15 protein-coding genes and 4 pseudogenes are annotated in these 19,606 nt (G+C 33.3%); 10 read left to right on the top strand and 9 right to left on the bottom strand.

Annotated elements, in window-relative coordinates; translation table 11 throughout:
- The first annotated feature begins 61 nt into the window (after positions 1–61).
- A pseudogene (locus OOL01_RS04405) lies at positions 62–882 on the top strand (IS630 family transposase).
- A 29-nt stretch (positions 883–911) separates the two neighbouring features.
- Here the strand turns inward: OOL01_RS04405 and OOL01_RS04400 are convergent.
- The 3 genes and pseudogenes from OOL01_RS04400 to OOL01_RS04390 form a co-directional block, all read right to left on the bottom strand.
- Positions 912–1,095, bottom strand: a pseudogene (locus OOL01_RS04400) (IS630-like element ISWpi11 family transposase); the annotation flags it as partial.
- 319 nt (positions 1,096–1,414) lie between these two features.
- Positions 1,415–2,083, bottom strand: coding sequence for a septal ring lytic transglycosylase RlpA family protein (locus tag OOL01_RS04395; protein ID WP_012481726.1), 669 nt, complete (start codon positions 2,081–2,083; stop codon positions 1,415–1,417).
- Between the two features lie 163 nt (positions 2,084–2,246).
- A pseudogene (locus OOL01_RS04390) lies at positions 2,247–2,874 on the bottom strand (IS6 family transposase).
- 52 nt (positions 2,875–2,926) lie between these two features.
- Here OOL01_RS04390 and OOL01_RS04385 point away from each other — a divergent pair.
- A pseudogene (locus OOL01_RS04385) lies at positions 2,927–3,715 on the top strand (Mur ligase domain-containing protein); the annotation flags it as partial.
- 424 nt (positions 3,716–4,139) lie between these two features.
- Here OOL01_RS04385 and OOL01_RS04380 read toward each other — a convergent pair.
- Entirely contained in the window at positions 4,140–5,096 is a 957-nt protein-coding gene (locus OOL01_RS04380; protein WP_406718286.1) for an MFS transporter, read from the bottom strand.
- 221 nt (positions 5,097–5,317) lie between these two features.
- On the opposite strand from OOL01_RS04380, the gene OOL01_RS04375 reads away from it, so the two are divergent.
- The gene (locus tag OOL01_RS04375; RefSeq protein ID WP_264686402.1) at positions 5,318–5,875 is read left to right on the top strand and encodes an acetyltransferase; all 558 of its coding nucleotides are present in this window, start codon (positions 5,318–5,320) and stop codon (positions 5,873–5,875) included.
- 254 nt (positions 5,876–6,129) lie between these two features.
- Complete coding sequence (locus tag OOL01_RS04370) at positions 6,130–7,059, top strand: AEC family transporter (RefSeq protein WP_064125222.1); 930 nt, start codon at positions 6,130–6,132, stop codon at positions 7,057–7,059.
- A gap of 362 nt (positions 7,060–7,421) precedes the next feature.
- On the opposite strand, the gene OOL01_RS04365 is transcribed toward OOL01_RS04370, so the two are convergent.
- The 3 genes from OOL01_RS04365 to prfA all read right to left on the bottom strand — a co-directional run bounded on the left by OOL01_RS04365 (position 7,422) and on the right by prfA (position 9,074).
- Positions 7,422–7,607 carry a hypothetical protein gene (locus OOL01_RS04365; protein WP_264686401.1) on the bottom strand — a complete coding sequence of 62 codons (186 nt, stop codon included), beginning with the start codon at positions 7,605–7,607 and terminating at the stop codon, positions 7,422–7,424.
- On the bottom strand, positions 7,601–7,864 hold the full coding sequence (locus tag OOL01_RS04360) for a hypothetical protein (RefSeq protein ID WP_264375588.1): 264 nt from the start codon (positions 7,862–7,864) through the stop codon (positions 7,601–7,603). The genes OOL01_RS04365 and OOL01_RS04360 overlap by 7 nt, the downstream gene beginning before the upstream one ends.
- 118 nt (positions 7,865–7,982) lie before the next feature.
- On the bottom strand, positions 7,983–9,074 hold the full coding sequence (gene prfA / locus OOL01_RS04355) for a peptide chain release factor 1 (RefSeq protein WP_010401258.1): 1,092 nt from the start codon (positions 9,072–9,074) through the stop codon (positions 7,983–7,985).
- A 110-nt stretch (positions 9,075–9,184) separates the two neighbouring features.
- Between prfA and yihA the strand changes: the two genes are divergently transcribed.
- Together yihA and argB are read left to right on the top strand one after the other, a co-directional pair.
- Positions 9,185–9,781: a ribosome biogenesis GTP-binding protein YihA/YsxC gene (gene yihA, locus OOL01_RS04350; protein WP_369800778.1), complete on the top strand. Its 597-nt coding sequence runs from the start codon at positions 9,185–9,187 to the stop codon at positions 9,779–9,781.
- Between the two features lie 4 nt (positions 9,782–9,785).
- Complete coding sequence (argB, locus tag OOL01_RS04345; protein WP_040754531.1) at positions 9,786–10,694, top strand: acetylglutamate kinase; 909 nt, start codon at positions 9,786–9,788, stop codon at positions 10,692–10,694.
- Between the two features lie 326 nt (positions 10,695–11,020).
- On the opposite strand, the gene OOL01_RS04340 is transcribed toward argB, so the two are convergent.
- On the bottom strand, positions 11,021–12,553 hold the full coding sequence (locus OOL01_RS04340) for a hypothetical protein (protein WP_264686400.1): 1,533 nt from the start codon (positions 12,551–12,553) through the stop codon (positions 11,021–11,023).
- 179 nt (positions 12,554–12,732) lie between these two features.
- Between OOL01_RS04340 and OOL01_RS04335 the strand changes: the two genes are divergently transcribed.
- From OOL01_RS04335 to OOL01_RS04320, 4 genes are all read left to right on the top strand, one after another.
- On the top strand, positions 12,733–14,010 hold the full coding sequence (locus OOL01_RS04335; protein ID WP_264686399.1) for an adenylosuccinate synthase: 1,278 nt from the start codon (positions 12,733–12,735) through the stop codon (positions 14,008–14,010).
- Between the two features lie 158 nt (positions 14,011–14,168).
- Positions 14,169–16,094 carry a hypothetical protein gene (locus tag OOL01_RS04330; RefSeq protein ID WP_264686398.1) on the top strand — a complete coding sequence of 642 codons (1,926 nt, stop codon included), beginning with the start codon at positions 14,169–14,171 and terminating at the stop codon, positions 16,092–16,094.
- 275 nt (positions 16,095–16,369) lie between these two features.
- Positions 16,370–16,633, top strand: coding sequence for a translation initiation factor IF-1 (gene infA / locus OOL01_RS04325; RefSeq protein ID WP_052264695.1), 264 nt, complete (start codon positions 16,370–16,372; stop codon positions 16,631–16,633).
- A complete protein-coding gene (locus tag OOL01_RS04320) occupies positions 16,611–17,201 on the top strand; it encodes a Maf family nucleotide pyrophosphatase (RefSeq protein WP_264686397.1) in 591 nt (196 codons plus the stop codon). The genes infA and OOL01_RS04320 overlap by 23 nt, the downstream gene beginning before the upstream one ends.
- Here the strand turns inward: OOL01_RS04320 and OOL01_RS04315 are convergent.
- The gene (locus OOL01_RS04315) at positions 17,188–19,455 is read right to left on the bottom strand and encodes a hypothetical protein (RefSeq protein ID WP_264686396.1); all 2,268 of its coding nucleotides are present in this window, start codon (positions 19,453–19,455) and stop codon (positions 17,188–17,190) included. The two genes, OOL01_RS04320 and OOL01_RS04315, sit on opposite strands and share 14 nt — an antisense overlap.
- Between the last annotated feature and the right edge of the window lie 151 nt (positions 19,456–19,606).

Genomic DNA, 19,606 nt, shown 5'->3' with positions numbered 1-19,606 from the left:
ATAGCCCTTCTCATAATAGTCCAAAAAGAGTAAGATGGATTGATAGTAGTGGAAGGTAAGGATGCCAGTAGCAAATAGTTATGACTTAAGAAAAAAGGTAATGGAAGCATTGGATGAAGGAGAGAGTGGAGAAACTGTTGCCAAGAGATTTAAGATCGGAAAAACAACTTTATATGAGTGGAAGAAAAGACGTGAGAAAACGGGAGATTTTCAATCAAAAAAGCTTGGAAGCGTGGCATAAAATTACCGACTGGAATGCATTTGCCGAATTTGCAAATGAGCAAGGTGGCAAAACTCAGTCAGAGATGCTGGGGCAATATTAGTAGACAAACAATTCATCGAGCACTTAAAAATATAGGATTCACAAGAAAAAAAAGACCTACAGATATAAAGAAAGAAATGAAGAAAAGCGAGCTCAATTTTCAAAGGTTATAGCAACAAAAGAACCTAAAGAATTAGTGTATATAGATGAGTCTGGACACTGAACCTATGGTTATTGCCAGAAAGGACAGCGGTTTTATGCCCTAAAATCTGGGAAGAAAACTCAACGAATTAGCATGGTTGCAGCCTTAAGTGGAAGAAAAATAATTGCTCCGTTAACCTTTGAAGGCCACTGCAATATGGATATCTTTAATAAATGGTTTGAGCAGTTTCTGACACCGATTTTGGAACCTGGACAAACTGTTATCCTTGATAATGCTACTTTTCATAAGTCTAATAAGATTTGCTAAAGGAGTTGGTGCAGAAATTTTATATCTTCCTCCATATTCTCCAGATTTTAACAAAATTGAACATTATTGGTTTGCTATAAAAAACAGAACCAGGAAAAACATTCCTTTATTCAAATCTTTTCGTCATGCTGTCGATTCTTCTTTCTTATGACCTTTTTGGACTATTATGGGAAGGGCTATAATTTTGTGATTATAACCTCCATTTCCAAGTTTTTTTGACTGAAAATCTCCTGTTTCTTTTCTTCTTTGCTGCCACTCCCATAACGTAGTTCTTCCAATTTTAAATCTTGCTGCCACCGTTTCCCTGCTTTCTCCTTCTTCTAGTGCTTCCATTGCTTTTTTTATAACTATATGCTGCTGGCATCCTTACCTTCACTACTATAAAACCTTATTTTACCTCGTTTGGACTATTATGAAAAGAGCTATACTTCTCGGTTTGACACAGTTTATTTAACACTCCCGAGAAAGATTATGCTATTTTTTTAATGAAATTTCTTGAGTGGTAGATTATTTTTTACAGCTCTAGCTGAGGTAGCTGTCACTACCTGAAATGTAACAAATAAAATACCAATCTTAAATATTGCTATATTTCACGATAGTTTCTCAACTTGACGCACATGCTTTTGGAACATTCTCATTTGTCAAATAGTTTCTGGCATGCTACACAATCTGTAATGCAGGTTTTAACTTACTTTTACGCAATATTGATCATTCTTGAAAAGCAATCTAACATTTTCTATTCCTTGATTACGAAGCTTTGATGCAGCTGATTTAGCTACTTGAGCGTTTACAAAAAATGCTACATATCCCTTACTTTCTGCATTGTTTTGTTTTGGGTGACGTTTCTGCATTTCTTTTTCATATTGCCTTTTGTAATGAGGAGTATTTTGTATCAATTGTTCTGACCTCTTTCTTAAGTACTCGACTTTTACCTTCGCAAGCCCAGACTTATGAAGTCCTAAAACTTGTGCTGCTTTTTCTGACAAGTCTATTATTCTACCTTCAACAAATGGCCCTCTATCATTAACTCTTATAACAAGCTTTCTTCCATTTTCTAAATTAGTAACACGAACAAAGCAGGGTAGGGGCAAGGTCTTATGTGCTGCAGAAATCAAGTGACGATTAAACACTTCACCGTTGGCTGTAATTGTGCCATGATCTTCTATTCCATACCACGATGCTATTCCTACTTCTTCGTAACAGCTACAGTATTTTGGGTGGTAGGTGATACCATTTATTGTATAGCTATTGCCAATTTTATAATGACCTGCAGTGTGATTACACCTATTGCTAAAACTACAACTACTCATCAAAACGAATATTAGACATAGAAAGGCTAGTTTTTTTATCATTGTACTTAGTGAAATGGTTCGATACCATGAGGATTTTAAATTATACTATAATAAATTTAGTAATAAGTAAACGTCTACTGCCAAATATGCACAGCACTAAAAAAGGTTCTGTCGAATCTATAAACCATAGGAAAGAAGATCATTAAAGGTGGGATTATAGGAGTTATGAAGCCATTAACATAGCAAAATTCTCAAAAGTAGAAACATTATTTTAATAATTTGTCTTTTTTGAATCATACGAATATTTTCTATGCCTGTGATGGTAATCTTGGCGGAATGGAAGCTTTTAAACCCAAGCATTGGCTTTATTAGTTTTTTGATAAATCTATCAACAATATTATTTAGATATTTTATTTGAAGAACTGTAATCTTCAGAAATTTCTGCATTCAAATCATCAAGAGCAGCAGTATTACTGCCGCTTTTATCAATTACAATTTTCTCAGGAAGATAGTTACTCCTGAAGGCTTTACGAAAGAATGCAAGTGCTGCAGACTTGTCTCTACTAACACACAAGAGGAAGTCTACAGTATATAAATAAACCCATTTACCGTTTAATTTAATGTAAGTCTTTCCAACTACTACCAACCTGCTTCTTTCTTTTCCTTACTGCCTCATCTATCAGTGGTGATAACCCACCTTTGTAACGTAGCATTTTGCTCCCCTTATACTCATCATTTCTTCCAAATCTCGATAGCTCAAAGAGAATCGACATTTCATGTATACAGATAACATCCGCTGAAAAGCTAAATCCTTTGAAATATGGCAACAATTTTTGATTGATACGAAACATCTTTGCTTTTTTTTTAGACAATTATATCATTCTTCTTTCTACTTCCCTACAAATGCGACAGAACCCTAAAAAAGAAGTAATACATATAATCGGTATAGGTGGAATTGGAATGAGCGCAATTGCTGAAATTCTTCATAATTCCAGTTATAAAATTCAAGGCAGTGATACGCGATCAAACGACAATATAGATAGGTTACAAAAATTAGGTATAGAGGTCTATATTGGTCACGATGCAAGTAGTATTAGACAAGCTCAAATAGTTGTACATTCTTCCGCAATAAAACCTGATAATGTGGAGCTAGTTGCAGCAAGAAATAACAATAAAACAGTTTTGCATAGGTCAGACATGCTGGCTAAAATTATGAAAGGTAAATATGTGATAGCGGTTTCTGGTTCAAGTGGCAAGACAACAACAACAGCTATGATTGCTTCCATTTTTGATCATTCTGGTACTGATGCTACTGTAATTGTGGGAGGAGTATTAAACTCCTATCAGAGTAATTCAAAACTTGGCAAGAGTGACATTTTTTTAATCGAGGCTGATGAGTCTGATGGAACTATGTTAAAAATTCCTGCAAATATTGCTGTTGTAACAAGTATTAATGACGACCATATAGACCATTACGGTACATTTAACGAAATCAAAAATGCATTTTCTCGATTTGTAAACAACGCGGATTTTGCGGTTTTACCTGATTCTGCAAGCGTCAATTATGATGAGAATAATTCTATAACGTTTGGGTTTGGGAATGATAAGATTAGAGCCAGCAACGTCAAACAACACAATAATAGCATAGAATTTGATGTATTGATTAGTATAAACGAAAATAACTGGATTCCATTGTCAACTACTCAAATAGTTGATAGGGATGGGATAAAAGCAGCTCTTGATTCGTCACTTCAATGCTTGAAACGGGACTCTCGTTTCAATGTTGAACAAAATACTATAGAACTCAAGAAGACAATCCCTAGAAAATCTCTACATCCCAAAAAAAGTAAATCGTACTAATGCTATTTGAACGAACTAGCGCAAAAGTAAGCTAAATTTTTTAAGGTACAAAAATAGCAAGAAACAGTTGTTTGAAAAAATTTGGAATTTGATTGGATTGCTGAAATTTGGCTCTCAAACTTTAGACGCATGAGCAAGATAATACTCTTTAACTAATATAGATTAGGTGATTTGGAAGAGATACATCTAGAGCAGCTGGCAAAGTTACAATACATATTACCGCAATAACTAGAAATGAGAAGGATCTATATGGTGATTATAGATTTTTCCAGATCTTGAAAACAATAAATAGACAGTAAATTAGAACTACTGCAAAAAAAACAAGAATAGCTACACTGGTTGCTTGACCATCGTAAACGTAGCTTGTTAAGCCGATAAAAATAGCCATGATAGAAGCTCTAATAAATGAAATTGCAGAAGAAGTTGTGCCTTTCATTTCAGGGAAAATATTTAATGATGCATTGAAAATGACTGCTTGACAAATTCCACAGCCAATACAAAAAATAGCCATAGACAGCGTTACTAAGTAGTAAGCACTGGGCATGATTATACTGAATATTAAAAGTGATAGGGATCCAATAGCAATTACGCCTGTACCGGAAATTACACACCAAATTGCTCCAAGTTTCTTTAAGATCTTACTGGAAAACAGGCTAATAAGTGAGAAGGACCCAACTATTGCACCTTGATGTAGCGCATAAATAGTGCTAGATAAACCAAAAGTCTTCATATACAGAAAAGGTCCACAAGTGATGAATGACATATAAGCCGCAGAAAAAAGGCTCTGTGCCAAAGACAACACCATAAATTTTGAACTTGATAATAATTTTTTATAGTCTTTCATCATTTTTTTTAGACTAAAAATATCACGGTCCTTTTTTGTTTCTGGTAACAGAAAAAGCAGCAAAACCCAAGAGATGAAACAAAGTATTGCAACAGTTGCATAGTTGCCACGCCACCCAACAATTTTGTTGATGAAACTGCCTAATACTGGTGCAATTGCTATGAGAACTGTGAGAATAGAATTCATGATTCCAATAAATTTTACTGCTTCGTTGCCTTTATAGCTGTCTGCAATAATTGCAAACACAACTACAGATGTGCTAACACCAATGCCTTGAATAAAGCGAGAGATTAAAAGCCAAGAAACTGACAGCGCAAAAACACAGCCAACAGCACCGATGAGTAGCAAAGTGTTGCCTATGATCATCATCCTTCTTCTGCCATAGCATTCAGACAATGGACCAAAAAATAACCCTCCTAGTGCAAACGCCTAAAAAATTATAAGCAATAGTTAATTGAATTGTGCCTTCCGGTACGTTAAAATAGCGTACTATATCAGGAAAACTAGGTACAGAAATATCAATTTCAATGAACTTAGCAATTAGAGATAGAATTAATAAAAACGGTAGTAACACTTAAAATCTTTAATTAATGAATAAAAATATCACATTTAAAGCGTTGAAAGAAGAACATTTTTCACTATTATTAAAATGGGTAGAAACACACCATATAAAGAAGTGGTGGGATGCGGATATAAATTGGACACCAGAGTTAATTGAGAAAAAATATAGCAACTACGTTAAAGGATTCAAACGTTTGAAATCTAAGACACAAATTATTGAAAAACCAATGCACGCATTCATTATTAATTGTGATGGAGTTGATATTGGTTATATTCAATATTACAACAAACATGATTTCCCACCTGAACAGGTCTATAACACTTTAGAACTTCCAGAAAGTTGTGCTGCTATAGACTGGTATATCGGAGAGCTGAATTATGTAGGTAAAGGAGTTGGTTCACAAGCTTTGAATATATTTTTAAACAAATTTGTCTTTAAAGTTTATGAGAATGCCTTTGTCGACCCAGGTATAGCAAATGTTTGTGCAATCCGTGTTTACGAAAAAGTTGGCTTTAAAAAAATTATGGAAAGTAATAGTGCGATTTTAATGATTAAGGCAAGAATTCCTGAGAACCATTCAAGATGAGTGTTTTTTCAACAATCTACCTAAATTACTACAAGTGGTTTATAAAAATATACAAGGAGCTTTATACAAACTTAACATAATTTAATCATAAAAATATCATTATTAAGTCCTATATAAGAACAAATTTTGGCACTCAGTGAATCTTTTTTTAACTAACTATGAACTTGATTAATTGGAAAATAAATTTTACTTACTTTTACAATACCTTAAAATCTAATATCACTTTATCAGCAAAGATATCACAATAGGCTAGTATGTTCTTTACTCTTTTCCTCAAAATATTACCTATTTACATTACAATACTTATTGGTTACTTAGCAGGAAGATATCTTAAAATTGATAGAAATACTATATCTCAAATACTCTTTTATATAGCTAATCCAATAGTGATTTTATACGGAGTATCTCATACAGAAGTTAATTTAAAAGTAATTTCTCTGCCGATTTTGATATGGTTTATAGGTAGTACTATGTCCTTATCAGTGTATTATCTTTCTTCTTTTTTATTTAAGGACAACACGAGAAACATATTAGCGTTTAGCTCGGGCAGCACAAGTATGGGTTATTTTGGTCTACCGATTGCCATGGCTTTATTTGATGAAGATTCAGTGTCTGTGTATGTTGTCTGTTACATAGGAATGGCACTATTTGAAAATAGTTTGGGATTTTATATAGCTGCAAATGGTATCTATACTGCAAAAGAATGCGTATTAAAGTTACTCAAACTTCCCTCATTATATGCAATGATTCTAGGTTTCTTTTTAAGTATATATGATATACAAATACCCACTTTTTTGACAGATGTTATGATAAATATCAGAAGTACATTTATCACATTAGGAATGGTGCTGCTTGGAGTAAGTATTGCACAAATTACAAATTTTAAAGTAGATTGGAAGCTTGCCTTGACCACTATTGTAGCAAAGTACATATTCTGGCCGTCATTTGTTTTGGGAATTGTCTTGCTAGACAAGCATGTTACAGGTATATACGATGAAAGCATCTATAAAGCACTGATGTTACTGGCTATTATTCCGATTTCTGGATCCAGTATAATACTTGCTAATATTTTAAATTACCAACCAGATAAAGCTACTTTATTGCTCCTAATTAGTACTGCAGTGGGACTATTTTATGTTCCACTTATAATATCATTATTTTTTACTAAACTTGTCCCTTTTTGATCAAAAATTTAAGCGCTAGCCTATTCACAAAACTTGAATTTAGACTAGACTTCTTGGATAATCATAAAAGAAACTAATCCTTTTTTCCTCTCCTTTCTTATTTTTTTACACAGAATAGGAAGTTATCAATTGATGGAATTTTCGCAATAATGTCAATAGCAGTAAGATTTCCTACACCTTTTAGCAGGTCTATAGTTGAATTTGGATGTTCTATGAGCAGCAACAAATAAATGTAACTAGCCTTTTTCTATATGATGCTATTAACCGAATAGGTATTCGCTTGACATTTCCATATCTTTGTTATCATTAGTAATACTAAAGGGAAAACTAAACTTAATAAGATTTGGAAGCATATTGTTGTTCTATGATTCACGTAATGCTGCTATGCCTTCGTTGCAGACGTTGTCATAAAGTAAATTAAATTCTTTAATATTTGAAAAACTACCACCCCTTAGCGCACTCATTAATATTATTCCACTTTCAACATCAATATCATTAGAAATTAAATCAAGTTTAATAAGATTTGGAAAGTTACCATTCTTTAACATTTAGTGATTGCTATTGAGCCTTCTGCGCCAATAATGCTAGAAGTTAATTTACACTCAGTAATATTTGGAAGATTAATATTCTCTAATGCTTCATTTAAAACTTCTCCGCACTGAGCATCAATATAACAATTAGATAAAGTCAAGCTTGTAATATTTTGCTTTTTCTGTAAAAAGTTTACTAGCTTTTCCATATATACATATAGATTATTTAACTCTAAGGTGTTACTATTAACATATTGATTAAAGTCAACTTCCATGGTTTCTGTAAGTTATAGAGCTGCTAATTATAGCATAAATTTAAATAATTGTCAACCTTATGAACAACTAACTTTACTTCTTTTTAACCTGATACCTATGCTTTGTTTCAAATTTCCATCAAAAAGTAACATTACCCCCTCCAGTCAACCTTTCTGCTTCATTTCGTGAAATCAATGCCTCAATAAATTCATCTAGTTCACCTTCTTTTATAATCTGTTCTAGTCGATGTGAAGTGAGATTAATTCTATGATCTGTTATTCTTGATTGTGGAAAGTTATAAGTTCTTATACGTTCAGAGCGATCTCCAGAACCAATTTGGCTTTTCCTCATTGTTGACCTTTCCATTTCTTTTTTTTGTCTTTCAATTTCGTATAGCCTTGCTCTCAACACTTTGAGCGCTTTAGCCTTATTTTTGTGCTGCGATTTTTCATCTTGCTGTATTACAACTATCCCTGTTGGCAAGTGGGTGACCCTTACTGCGCTGTCAGTTGTATTCACTGATTGCCCTCCAGGACCACTGGATCTATAAACATCTATGCGTAAATCTTTTTCTTCTATTTCAAAGTCAACCTCTTCTACTTCAGGTAATATTGCAACAGTAGCTGCGGAAGTGTGCAATCTTCCTGAGGATTCAGTTTCTGGCACTCTTTGTACTCTGTGCACCCCTGACTCAAATTTCAGTCTTGCAAAAACTTCTGTTCCATTAATGAGTGCAGAAGCTTCCTTATAGCCACCTATACCTGTATTAGAAATACTTATTGGCTCAAACTTCCAATTTCTTCTTTCTGCATATTTTTGATACATACGAAATAACATCGCTGCAAATAATGCTGCTTCTTCTCCGCCTGTGCCTGCTCTAATTTCTAATATTGCATTTCTTGAGTCATCTTCATCTTTGGGTAATAATGCCAACTTTAGTTTTGCTTTTACTTTCGGTAATAGTATCTTTTGCTTCTCAAGAAGTTCTTCTTTTGCTAACTCTTTTATATCACCATCGCTGTTCTCATCTTTCATGATTTCTTCTAAATCTGAAATTTCCTCTTTTAATATATTATATTCATCGATTATCTCGATAATTGGTCTGAGTTCAGAGTATTCCTTTGAAAAACTAACGAATTCTTTTTGACTCAAATTGGTAGGGTTTTCCAGATTTCTCTCTACATCAGAAAACTTTTTTTTTAAGTCTTGTAAATTATTCTCTATATCCATATAGTACAGGTCTAGTTTTCAGCTGTTTAAGTAAGTAATATATACTGAAATAAAAAATTTCTTATATCAAGCAATAACACTATAATTGTCTCGAATATTTCTACCTAAGTATAATGGCAAAACAGATAACATCAATCTGCAGCTTCATATTTGGAGCTTCAGACAAAAAATCATTACCAGATGAGTCGGCTCCAGAGATTGCATTTGCTGGTAGATCAAACGTAGGAAAATCAAGTTTAATCAACTTGCTGATAAACAGCAAAAAAGCTGCAAGAGTTTCTTCTAAACCTGGATGCACTAGACAAATAAATTTTTACTCTATGTACAATGATAAGTTTAGGATTGTCGACCTACCGGGTTATGGCTATTCTTGTGCAAGCAAGGAAGAAGCAGTACAATACTTAAACCTAATTGAGTACTATCTAATTCACAGGAGAAATCTAAAAAGAGTGTTTGTGCTTATAGATAGCAAGGTAGGATTAAAAGAAATAGACAAAGACTTTGTTTATTGGTTAATATGTAATAATATTAACTTTAATATTGTGCTAACAAAAATAGATAAAGTGAATCAGGAAAGTCTAGATGCTATTCTAGAAAATACTCAAAAGTGGGTTAATAATGAACATGTATCAATTCATCAAATAAGCATTCGTGTTAAGCATAAAATCACCAAGGTAAGAGATGAGTTTTTCAAATTTACAAGATAAAAAAATGAAAAGTGATGAATCTTTAAATGGTAAGATGCCATTGAAGGAAAAAACAGAAATATTATTTGAAGTTCTGTCTAACATACCTAAATTTGTAGGCGAAACTTTTATCATCAAATGCAGCAGTGTAATAATCTCAGATGAAACGCTGCTTAGTGCTTTTGCGCATAATGTTGTTCTGTTGAAACAGCTTGGTATAAATCCGGTGGTAGTTCATGACGGAGAATATGAAATTAACTTAGTGTTAAAAATGCTAGGTATGAATGATAAGTTTATAAATGGTGTCAGACTTACAGACAAAAGCACTATGAAAATTATTGAAATGGCACTGTGTGGTTCAATTAATAAAAAAATTGTTCAGCATATAAATTCTGCTGGTGGTTCAGCTATTGGACTATGTGGAAAAGATGGCAACCTCATAAAAGCTGAAAAGATAAGCACTACGCTTAGGGAAAATAGATTAAATAATATTGAAAAAATACTAGACATGGGATTTATCGGTAGACCAACTGAAATCAATCCTGATATATTATTCTTTATTGAAGAATCAGATTCTATACCAGTTATTGCACCTATCGGTTATGGAAAAAATGGAGAAACATATCATATTGATACTGATAGCACTGCAAGTGCAATTGCACTTGCAGTTTACGCATCTAAAATGATAATCTTGAGTGATACAGATGAAGAAATAAACAAAGTTGGCAATGGAAGAGTCTTGATTAAAAATTTAAAAGAATCGATTGATTGTGGAAAAATTAAAGGAGAAAAATTTGTTGAAAGGCTTATGTCATATACTAAAATGGTAGAAGAATGTGCAGGGGTTGTTCACATAGTTGATGGTAGAGTACCTAACATTATACTTGATTTATTTACTGAGAATAATTCAGGTATATCAATAATGGACGATTAATAGCTGTACTGCTTATAACCATATGAACATTGAAAATTTGGGAATAGCTTATGTCAAATTCCTATTCTCTTTTCCAGTTTTTTAGGTTTTTTTTTCTTGCAAGCATAATAGTTTCGTATACATAATGAAAGCAAATGGTATTTTTAGCTTGATAACAGAGGAAAATAAAGAGGGCTTGGGTGTAAACACTCAAATAATGATTTACCTTATGGATACCGCTAGAAAAGTTGACTAAGGTATACAATTCTCTCTGCGTCAAGTTACTCAAGATATCGAATCTACAAACGCTTTGGATTGAGCATACTACGCCTCTGTACACAGTATCTTTAATGCAAATGCCCATGTGATTCCATAGATAATCTCTGTTTTTTTATTTTATCTGTCCATTTATCATTCTCTATATCTTGTTTGTTGGTTGCTCTTTTTTCTTGCTCAACAATTGCCTTATCTATCTTCTGATGAATTGCATCAATTGCATTAATTGCATTTTTTTCTTTGTATACTTCGCTTTTTCCTTCAACAATTAAATTGGTAAAAATATTTACAACAAACTGCACTTGATTATGATTAACCTGACCTTTTATCGAAGAAGGTAAAGAGTTTAATTCCATCAATACTTCTGATGCTGTTTTATCTTGAGTGGAAAGCCCTAAATTATCTGCTACTTCACTTATTAATAACTCTCTGTTTTCTTTATTATCTTCCAATTTAGTATAATCACGCAGTAGATCCATAACTGCAGATACTCTGACTTCAATAATATCATCAACATCTTCACCTCCTAGAGCAACTCCTGATTCCAATAACTTCTCTCTGAGGTTTTTGCTTAAAAGATTAATAAATTCTTCATTTGCATCTGATCCTATGGTTGATATCGTACCATCTAAATAGTTATTTACTTTGATTTGAGTACCTAAGTCATGCTCTATTTGTATTTTTGTCTCATATTTAAATCCTAGTTCTGCACAGAATTTCTGAAAATATTCTTTAATAATGTCAAACAAGCTCTTGCCATTATCTTTATAGTTTTTTAGCTCTTCAGGAATAGTAAGTGATAACTTACCTTCTTTATATATTATACCATTTTTGCTATCTTGAGATTCAAGTGTGAATTCTAATGAGCTGGATAGGTCACATATTTTCTCTTTCGGATTGTTAAGCGTGGTTATAGGCATTGCCATATCAGACTTCACTTTTATGTGGTTGTGATCAGTGCAGTAAATGTTTAGCGCTTTTTTAGGACTATGTGGAATCAAGCTACAACTACTGAGTGCTGCATGAGATTCATTAAATATACCAGCTTCATACCCTGCTTGATTACAATTGGTGACTAGCTCTTCTAAAATAGCATTACTTGGAACTTCTGCCCCAGCGTACCTGAACATTTCCTTGAAAATTTCCTTTGCTAATGCACGGTAATCTTTTTTGGAGAATAGATGATAAGAGTTTCTCCCTGCGTTATAAAATCTCTCAAATTCCTTTCTATATTCATCAATTTTTTTTTCATCAGCAACTGTAGGGCTATTACAATGATTTTCCCAAACTTCAGATAGTCTATCTTGATCAAGCTCCTTAAGTACTGGTTCCATAAAAGCTTTACCTTCTTCAGAGAGGTTATCAAAATTATCACGGTTAAAAATCTCATTTTTATAATCTTTAGCTCCTTCCTTAAATGCAATAATAAAATTTTTATCTATTTCTTTTTCATTAATAATAAAATTCATTCTTTGAAAATCTAAGAACATTGTTTCACCGGAATTCGCTAATTTATTATCTTGATCTGCTCTTAATTTACTAAAATTGAATTCTTTAGCTGTGGCCTTTAATCTAACTACCGGACTCTTCTTTGCCTCTTTCATAATTAACACCTTACTATAAATATGCTGTAAGTTGTACCATATAATGATGAATAATTTTATAATATATAAAAAAGTCGATAGTCTATTTCTTTATTTTAGGGATATAGGAAAGGCGTAGATTTCTCTTTTCATTTGTAGCATGCTGCATTAATATTTACGTATTAATCTAGAAAATAGTGATGAATAATATTGTAATTGTTGGTCTGCAATGGGGTGACGAAGGCAAGGGTAAAATAGTAGATTATCTTTCTGAGAATGCAGATGTAGTTGTGAGATTTCAGGGAGGAAATAATGCAGGGCACACTATAGTAATAGATGATGAGGTTTATAAATTAAATTTACTGCCCTCTGCTGTTTTGAGAGCGGACAAAATATCTATTATAGGAAACGGTGTTGCTCTTGATTCACATGCTCTAGTCTCAGAAATAGAGTCATTGAAAGTTAAAGGAGTGGACGTAAACTATAACAACTTGATGGTATCCGAGAGCTGTCCATTAATACTTAGCGTACATAAGGACAAGGAAAAGCTATTTGAAGATTTAAACGGAAATCACAAAATTGGTACAACAAACAAAGGGATAGGGCCATGTTATGAAGATAAAGTTGGCAGGAGAGCTATACGCCTTTGTGACTTAGAAAACACAGATGAGCTCAATCAAAGAGTGGATGCTCTCCTGAGTTACCATAATGTTATCAGAAAAGGACTTAACTACCAGGTAGTTAAAAAAGAAGAAATATTAAAGGAAATTCAAGAGATTTCAGAAAAAATTCTTTTATATAAAAAACCTGTGTGGAAGATACTAAATGATTTTATGAAAGAAGGTAAGAAAATAATATTTGAAGGCGCTCAAGGCGCATTTTTAGATATCGACCACGGAACTTACCCTTTTGTTACTTCAAGTAATACCGTAGCATCGCAAGCGATAACAGGCTCAGGATTATCCTACAATGCTCACATTATTGGTGTAGCAAAAGCGTATACAACAAGAGTGGGTAATGGTCCATTTCCTACTGAACAAAATAACGAGATTGGAGACAGCTTATTTTCTATAGGTAAGGAACTTGGAACAGTAAGCAATAGAAGAAGGCGCTGCGGATGGTTTGACGCAGTTTTAGTGCGCCAGGCCGTACAACTCTCTGGAGTTTCAAGCATTGTATTAACCAAATTAGATATTCTTGATTCTTTTGATACTATTAAAATAGGCACTGGTTATAAGTATGGCGGAAAAATGTATGATTATTTACCCGCATCACATTCAATACAAAAAGAATTAGAGCCAATATATGAAGAATTTCCTGGTTGGAAAGAGAAAACTCAAGGCAAAAGGTCAGTTAAGGAATTACCTGCAAATTTGATGAAATATGTGAGAAAAATAGAAGAATTAATAGGTGTACCAATTCATCTAATTTCAACTAGTCCCAATAGAGAGGATGTTATTAAGCTTAAAAATCTATGAAAACGTCTTGTTAACTTTTATCTAATAAAAAACGATACTTGTGTGACTTCAAGCAATCTATTATGCAAAGTAGCAGCGTAAACATACAGTGAGCAGTGTGATTTTTCTTAAATACATGTTGATTGTTATAATATAAACATAGTTAAAGGAGGCGTATTATGATTGCAGGTTTGACTAAGGGAGACAAAGCAGTAAGAGCGGAAAAAACAAGTGATCAGCCGAGAGAATTGTCAGTTGCAGAATATGTAGTTAAGTCAATACATGACTTGCAAAAATTGCATAATAGATTATGTTCATCACAGGGCAACAATTGTGTTAATGATAGAGAGAAGTTTGTCCAAGATAGTGATGGGCTTGGTATATTTCAATTTCTCAAAAGCTATATTAATGATGCAGAAAAAAATGAGCCTTCCATTAAGAACCTTACTATAATGAAATTTCTTCGCTCAATTATAGAAGATAGGGAACTGTATAAAAAGTTATGCAGTTTCGATGATTTTCTCGATTGTGAGTTAGAAAATTTGAGAGATAAGATAAGCTTATTAGCGCTTTTGAGAGAAAAGATGGACTTTACTGATATACAAAAAGCTTATGGTAATTGGCGTTTTAGTAATCTAATAGGTGATAATGATTTTAAGCGAATGTATGTGGATGAAGCAGTAAAAGAAAGAGAAAAGCCTGTTAATGAGGACTTTGAGAAAAATATAGGTAAATACATAGAGTTAGTAAAGGAAGGAAAAGAAGTTGCAAGTAGGTATTTTGGAAAATGGAAAGAGGACTTTCAAGTTTACTGTGAAGAAATTGACAATAATAATAAAGTTTTGAATATTAACCTTACTCATTACGACAATAGTGAGCCAACAAAGATTAGTGACGTTTTACAGCAAGAGAAAGATATTAAAGAACTGAATATCTATTGCAATAAAAAACATGAAATACACGCTCATAAAAAAGATAAGAAAAGATATTATGAATTTAAAGAAGGTGCATATTATGAAATGAAAAGCACTTGGGCTGCAAAAGATGGATCAGGAATGTGTACCATGATTATGAATGTGAGTAGCGATGGCATAACTGAAATACTAAAATTTAATGGTGAAGATTTTGTTTCATCGAAGGAGATTCTAGAATTAATAAAGCAAAACGATGAATTATATATTCAAGGTCTCTCCTTATATGATGCTGTAATGGAATCACTAGAAGAGAATAGGGCTACTCCTATTAATCTTTACAATGAATCTATGGTGGCTTATCAAGGTAAGGAACCAGAGGGGAAGTTAGATCATAAAGTTGATGCTGATAATAGCCTTCCTTCTTCTCCTTCTATTAATAGCAATGCATTGGAAGCCAATTTACAGCACACTGAAACTCAACCAGAAATTGCTTCACAACAAATAACTGATTTACAAAACAGTTTTGGAAAAGAAGAGCGAAAAAACACGGAATTGCAAACTGAACTGGCACAAAAAGATGAAAAGTTAGCAAGTGTGTTAGCAGAGTTACAAGAGAAAGCACAAGAACTTAAAAATGTATGTGAAGCAAAAGGAAAGCTAGAGGGTAAGCTAAAAGGTGTTAATACAGAAAAGAAGGAGTTAGAAGACAAATTAAAAGAAGCAGCACACATAATGAAGGAAAAGGAGAAGTATATAAGCAATTTAAAACTTCAAGTGCAAGAGTTGAAAGATGAGCATAAAGCACAACTGGAATCTTATGAACAAGAGATATGCAAACTAGCATGGGAAGTTGAAGAGTTAAGAAGCAAGCTAGAGTGTGAGAATGAATGGGATGATAAAGTTGTAGAAATAGCTGATGGACTGGGAGAAAAAATTCATGCTGATGAACAAAGAAGCCTCAATAATCAATTTTATACTCCAACAAGAAATATTTTTAATGAGACTAATAATGAGTCTTGTGTTCCACTGGAAGAAAAGATGACGTTACTCAGATCTTCAAGCTCTGATGGCGGATATGGTAGTGATAATGGTTTATCTTCTAACATGAGTTCTATTGAACAAAGAAGCTTCAATCATCAATTTTATACTCTAGCAGGAAACGTTTTTAGTGAGCCTGATAGTGCCTCATAAAAGAAGACAGAGTTATCCAGATCTTCAAGTTTTGATAGTGGACTTGATAGCGATGAGGAAAATTGTGATAATGATTTATCTTCTAACATAACTTCTATTGAGAAGGTAGTAGAGAGTAGAAGCGTAGGTAGCTCGCTTTCCTCTTGCATTGTTAAGGAGATGATTGGAGTTAAGTTGCAAGAGCAATACTCAAGTAGAGTATAAAAATCTCCTGTATTGATAATAATTTAAAATCTATAGTAGACTGAAAAAGATTATTAAATTATAATACGACAATGATAAAAGAAGACAAATCAAAAACAATTTTTGAAGTGGAAGGGGCAGTAACTGCTTTACTACCTGCAGCAGAATTTAGAGTGAAGCTGGACAATGAACATGAGATTATCTGTCATGTATCAGGGAAAGTGAGAAGAAGTAAAATACGCATAATTATAGGCGATAGGGTGTTGGTTGAGATGAGTGTTTATGATAGGAATGCAAAAAAGGGTAGGATAATTAGAAGGCTTAAAGGTACAAGTGACAGGACGATCTCTAAATAATCTTATTCTTGCTTCATCATCGAAAAGGCGTATAGCTTTACTAAAACAAATAAATATTGAGCCAGGTTTAATTTTGCCAGCAGACATAGATGAAGTTCCTTTAAAAAAGGAACTTCCAAGAGATTACTCAATCCGTATGGCAAAAAGTAAAGCTGAGAAAACACAAAGTTCAAATCCAAATTACTTTGTGCTTGGTGTTGATACAGTTGTTGCTTGTGGTAGAAGGATACTGCTCAAAGCTGAAAACGTTGAGCAAGCAGAAAAATGCGTTCGCTTGTTATCAGGAAGAAGGCATAGAGTATACACCAGTGTGTGTTTATTAACTCCTGATCAATCTAAACAGCATATTAGGACTGTAGTTACAATAGTGAAATTTAAGCGTCTCAGCGAACAAGAAATTAAATATTATTTAGCATCAGAAGAGTGGAAAAACAGGGCAGGGGGGTGCAACATACAAGGTCTTGCAGGAATGTTTGTATTATTTTTACGTGGCTCATACTCTTCTGTAATAGGGTTACCATTACATGAAACCCATTGCTTGCTAAGTAATTACTTTAACCTATACTAATACCACTGTCCTTTTTTTGTTTTTCTTCAGCAATAAGTTTAGCCCAGATTCTATTTCTATTTGCTAATGCAATTCTATTGCGATCAGGACTATCATTGCGTTCTGTTAAAGTATCTTTTCTTTCCTCTTCTACTATTCCAGCTTTCAGTTGTGCTGCATCTTTTTCTAGCAATTTATATAGTTCGCTATTTTTGTCTATAGTCAGATTAGTATTATCATTTTCTTGTTCTGCTTCTTGTTCTGCCACTTTTCTTTCTAATAACTTACGTACAGGGTCATATTTTTTACCTTCTTTTATTTCTTTCAACATACTTTCTGAGAATAAATCTTTAGTAGCCTGGTGTGAAGGTTCTCTCAATCCTTTATTCAATTTTTCCAATGTATCTTTTGGTTCAATGGTTTCTAATTTCTTCTCTAATTGCTCAGAATTGACCTGAAAATTATAGTTACTAGTGTAAGTTGGAGATGAGTAACCTGAGTCGTTTATTTCTTTCTCCTCTGCATTGTCTTTTAGCAATCCAGCTGCTAATAAATGTTCTTTGATTTGTTCGCTCATTTCTTTCTGATCCACCGGTTTTAGTGGGAACTTCTGAGTTTCTTTATCCAACTTACTGGTAAATTCCGTAAGTAGGGTATCATCTCTTTGTTCAACATTCATTAGGCTCGCTTTTAACTGTCCAGAATTTACTCGAGATTTTTCATGATTAGAGTGAGTTGGAGATGAATAGCCCGAATCGTTTGTTTTTATGTCTGTTGAGCTGTATTCTAGAGATTCATTTTCTTGTAATTTATCTTCGGTTTCTTTTTGTTTATTGTTTCCTCTTTCTTCGTTTTCCTTAGTGCTAAGATAATCTTTTTCTTGTTTATAATCTGATTGAGGATTTGAAAGCGTTATATACTCATCTTCGTTATCGCTCCAACCATCTTCGAAGTCAGAAAATTCTTCATCATACTCACTTTCACTACGTAATAACTCATTTTTTGCTTTCCATGCAAGAATCGAAGCTACATCATTTAGTGGTTGCTTATTTCCAGTATTGCGTGATTCTTTAGCGTTTTCATACTTAAATGCATCTTTAACTTTTTTGAATGCAACGTCTTGTACTGGTGCAGCGCTTTCAGTAGTTGTAGGATCAAAAATTGCACCTTTTTGCCGATTATTAGATATTTGCTCACTTTCATCTGATTTTCGGCTTCCAGGTACAGCATGTCCAAATGTAGCAAATGTAGGATTGTCATACCGTTCATCCTCTTGTGTATTATCTTGATTGTAGATTACAGACTTGGTGAAAATAGTACTGCTTGAAGAAGCATCAGAATATGGAGAATTGTAGTTATTTCTACTATTAATCCGTATTGGCTGATACTCATCTTTTTTCTGATTATTAGGTAATGAACTAGCTCTAGGTGGAAGTGACGGTGGAATCTTTTTAGCAGATGCGTTATTAGAATTTGTAGTGCTAGTCGTTACATGCTTAAACCCAACTTCTTGATCTTGAGTAGCTTGAACGCCAATACCTTTACTAATATCACTTTCTATGAAAGTTTCAGATGATTGTTGTTTCTCTTGTTCTTGTCCTTTCTCCTTGAATTGTATTTGATATAGGAATAAGCCACCTATTTTTACATCTGTGTTTGCTTTTAATTGTTCCTCAGTAACACCATTACGTTCAGTTAGATCTACACCATCTTTATCAATCTTGATTTTGATAGTACATTTTTTTCCATTTTTGTCATGCCAATTCAAAGTCATTTCATATGAACCATCGGTTACAACATAATGCCTTATTCTTTTCTCTCCTTCTTCGGCAACAAAACCGTGCATTCCGCTCTTTCCATCACTATGCAGCGTTGAAAATCCCGAAATTCCTTTCTTCTGACAAAAGTCACTATTTAAAAACTCGCTGATTTTAAACTCTTTTTTGTCATCTCCCAGTGTAATACTTGCGTGATCGCCATATATTGAAACTCCTGCGATATCATCAACATACTCTTTTAACCTTGCTTTAACTTCACTTTCAAGCTTTTGTTCGGCTTTCTTTATCTTGTTCTGCTCTGGAAGAATAACTTCATAAGCTTTATTTTTGTCTTCATCTATCTCCAAATTCCAGATGGGGTGCTTTATTAGAAACTTTACTGCATTAAAACCAACTCTGGAATTATAAATTGGGTCGTCTTCCTTTTTTATTTCATCGAATAAAGTAAAAAATCCTCGAATGAATTCATGATATTGTTGTGTGCTTTGAGTATTCATATTTTCCCTCACTAATAACCCTCTGCCTTTTAGCCTTAGCTAGTACAATTATTACGGGAATTGATTTAGTTTTTATTAAAGAAGTTGTATTGCTAACGTGATGACATGAGCTATTTTATGTTCACATCAAGCAATTTAAGTTGTCATTCCA

Source organism: Wolbachia endosymbiont (group B) of Rhopobota naevana, assembly GCF_947250615.1.
GTDB lineage: Bacteria > Pseudomonadota > Alphaproteobacteria > Rickettsiales > Anaplasmataceae > Wolbachia.
Note: the sequence above shows the minus strand (reverse complement) of the source record. Positions and strands in the feature narration are given on the sequence as shown.

Coding starts and splice junctions, on each gene's coding strand:
- infA (WP_052264695.1), top strand. CDS start 16,370: ATGATAAAAGAAGACAAATCAAAAACAATTTTTGAAGTGGAAGGGGCA.
- OOL01_RS04330 (WP_264686398.1), top strand. CDS start 14,169: ATGATTGCAGGTTTGACTAAGGGAGACAAAGCAGTAAGAGCGGAAAAA.
- OOL01_RS04375 (WP_264686402.1), top strand. CDS start 5,318: ATGAATAAAAATATCACATTTAAAGCGTTGAAAGAAGAACATTTTTCA.
- OOL01_RS04370 (WP_064125222.1), top strand. CDS start 6,130: ATGTTCTTTACTCTTTTCCTCAAAATATTACCTATTTACATTACAATA.
- OOL01_RS04315 (WP_264686396.1), bottom strand. CDS start 19,455: ATGAATACTCAAAGCACACAACAATATCATGAATTCATTCGAGGATTT.
- OOL01_RS04395 (WP_012481726.1), bottom strand. CDS start 2,083: ATGATAAAAAAACTAGCCTTTCTATGTCTAATATTCGTTTTGATGAGT.
- OOL01_RS04335 (WP_264686399.1), top strand. CDS start 12,733: ATGAATAATATTGTAATTGTTGGTCTGCAATGGGGTGACGAAGGCAAG.
- prfA (WP_010401258.1), bottom strand. CDS start 9,074: ATGGATATAGAGAATAATTTACAAGACTTAAAAAAAAAGTTTTCTGAT.
- argB (WP_040754531.1), top strand. CDS start 9,786: ATGAAAAGTGATGAATCTTTAAATGGTAAGATGCCATTGAAGGAAAAA.
- OOL01_RS04365 (WP_264686401.1), bottom strand. CDS start 7,607: ATGTTAAAGAATGGTAACTTTCCAAATCTTATTAAACTTGATTTAATT.
- OOL01_RS04360 (WP_264375588.1), bottom strand. CDS start 7,864: ATGGAAGTTGACTTTAATCAATATGTTAATAGTAACACCTTAGAGTTA.
- OOL01_RS04340 (WP_264686400.1), bottom strand. CDS start 12,553: ATGAAAGAGGCAAAGAAGAGTCCGGTAGTTAGATTAAAGGCCACAGCT.
- OOL01_RS04380 (WP_406718286.1), bottom strand. CDS start 5,096: ATGATGATCATAGGCAACACTTTGCTACTCATCGGTGCTGTTGGCTGT.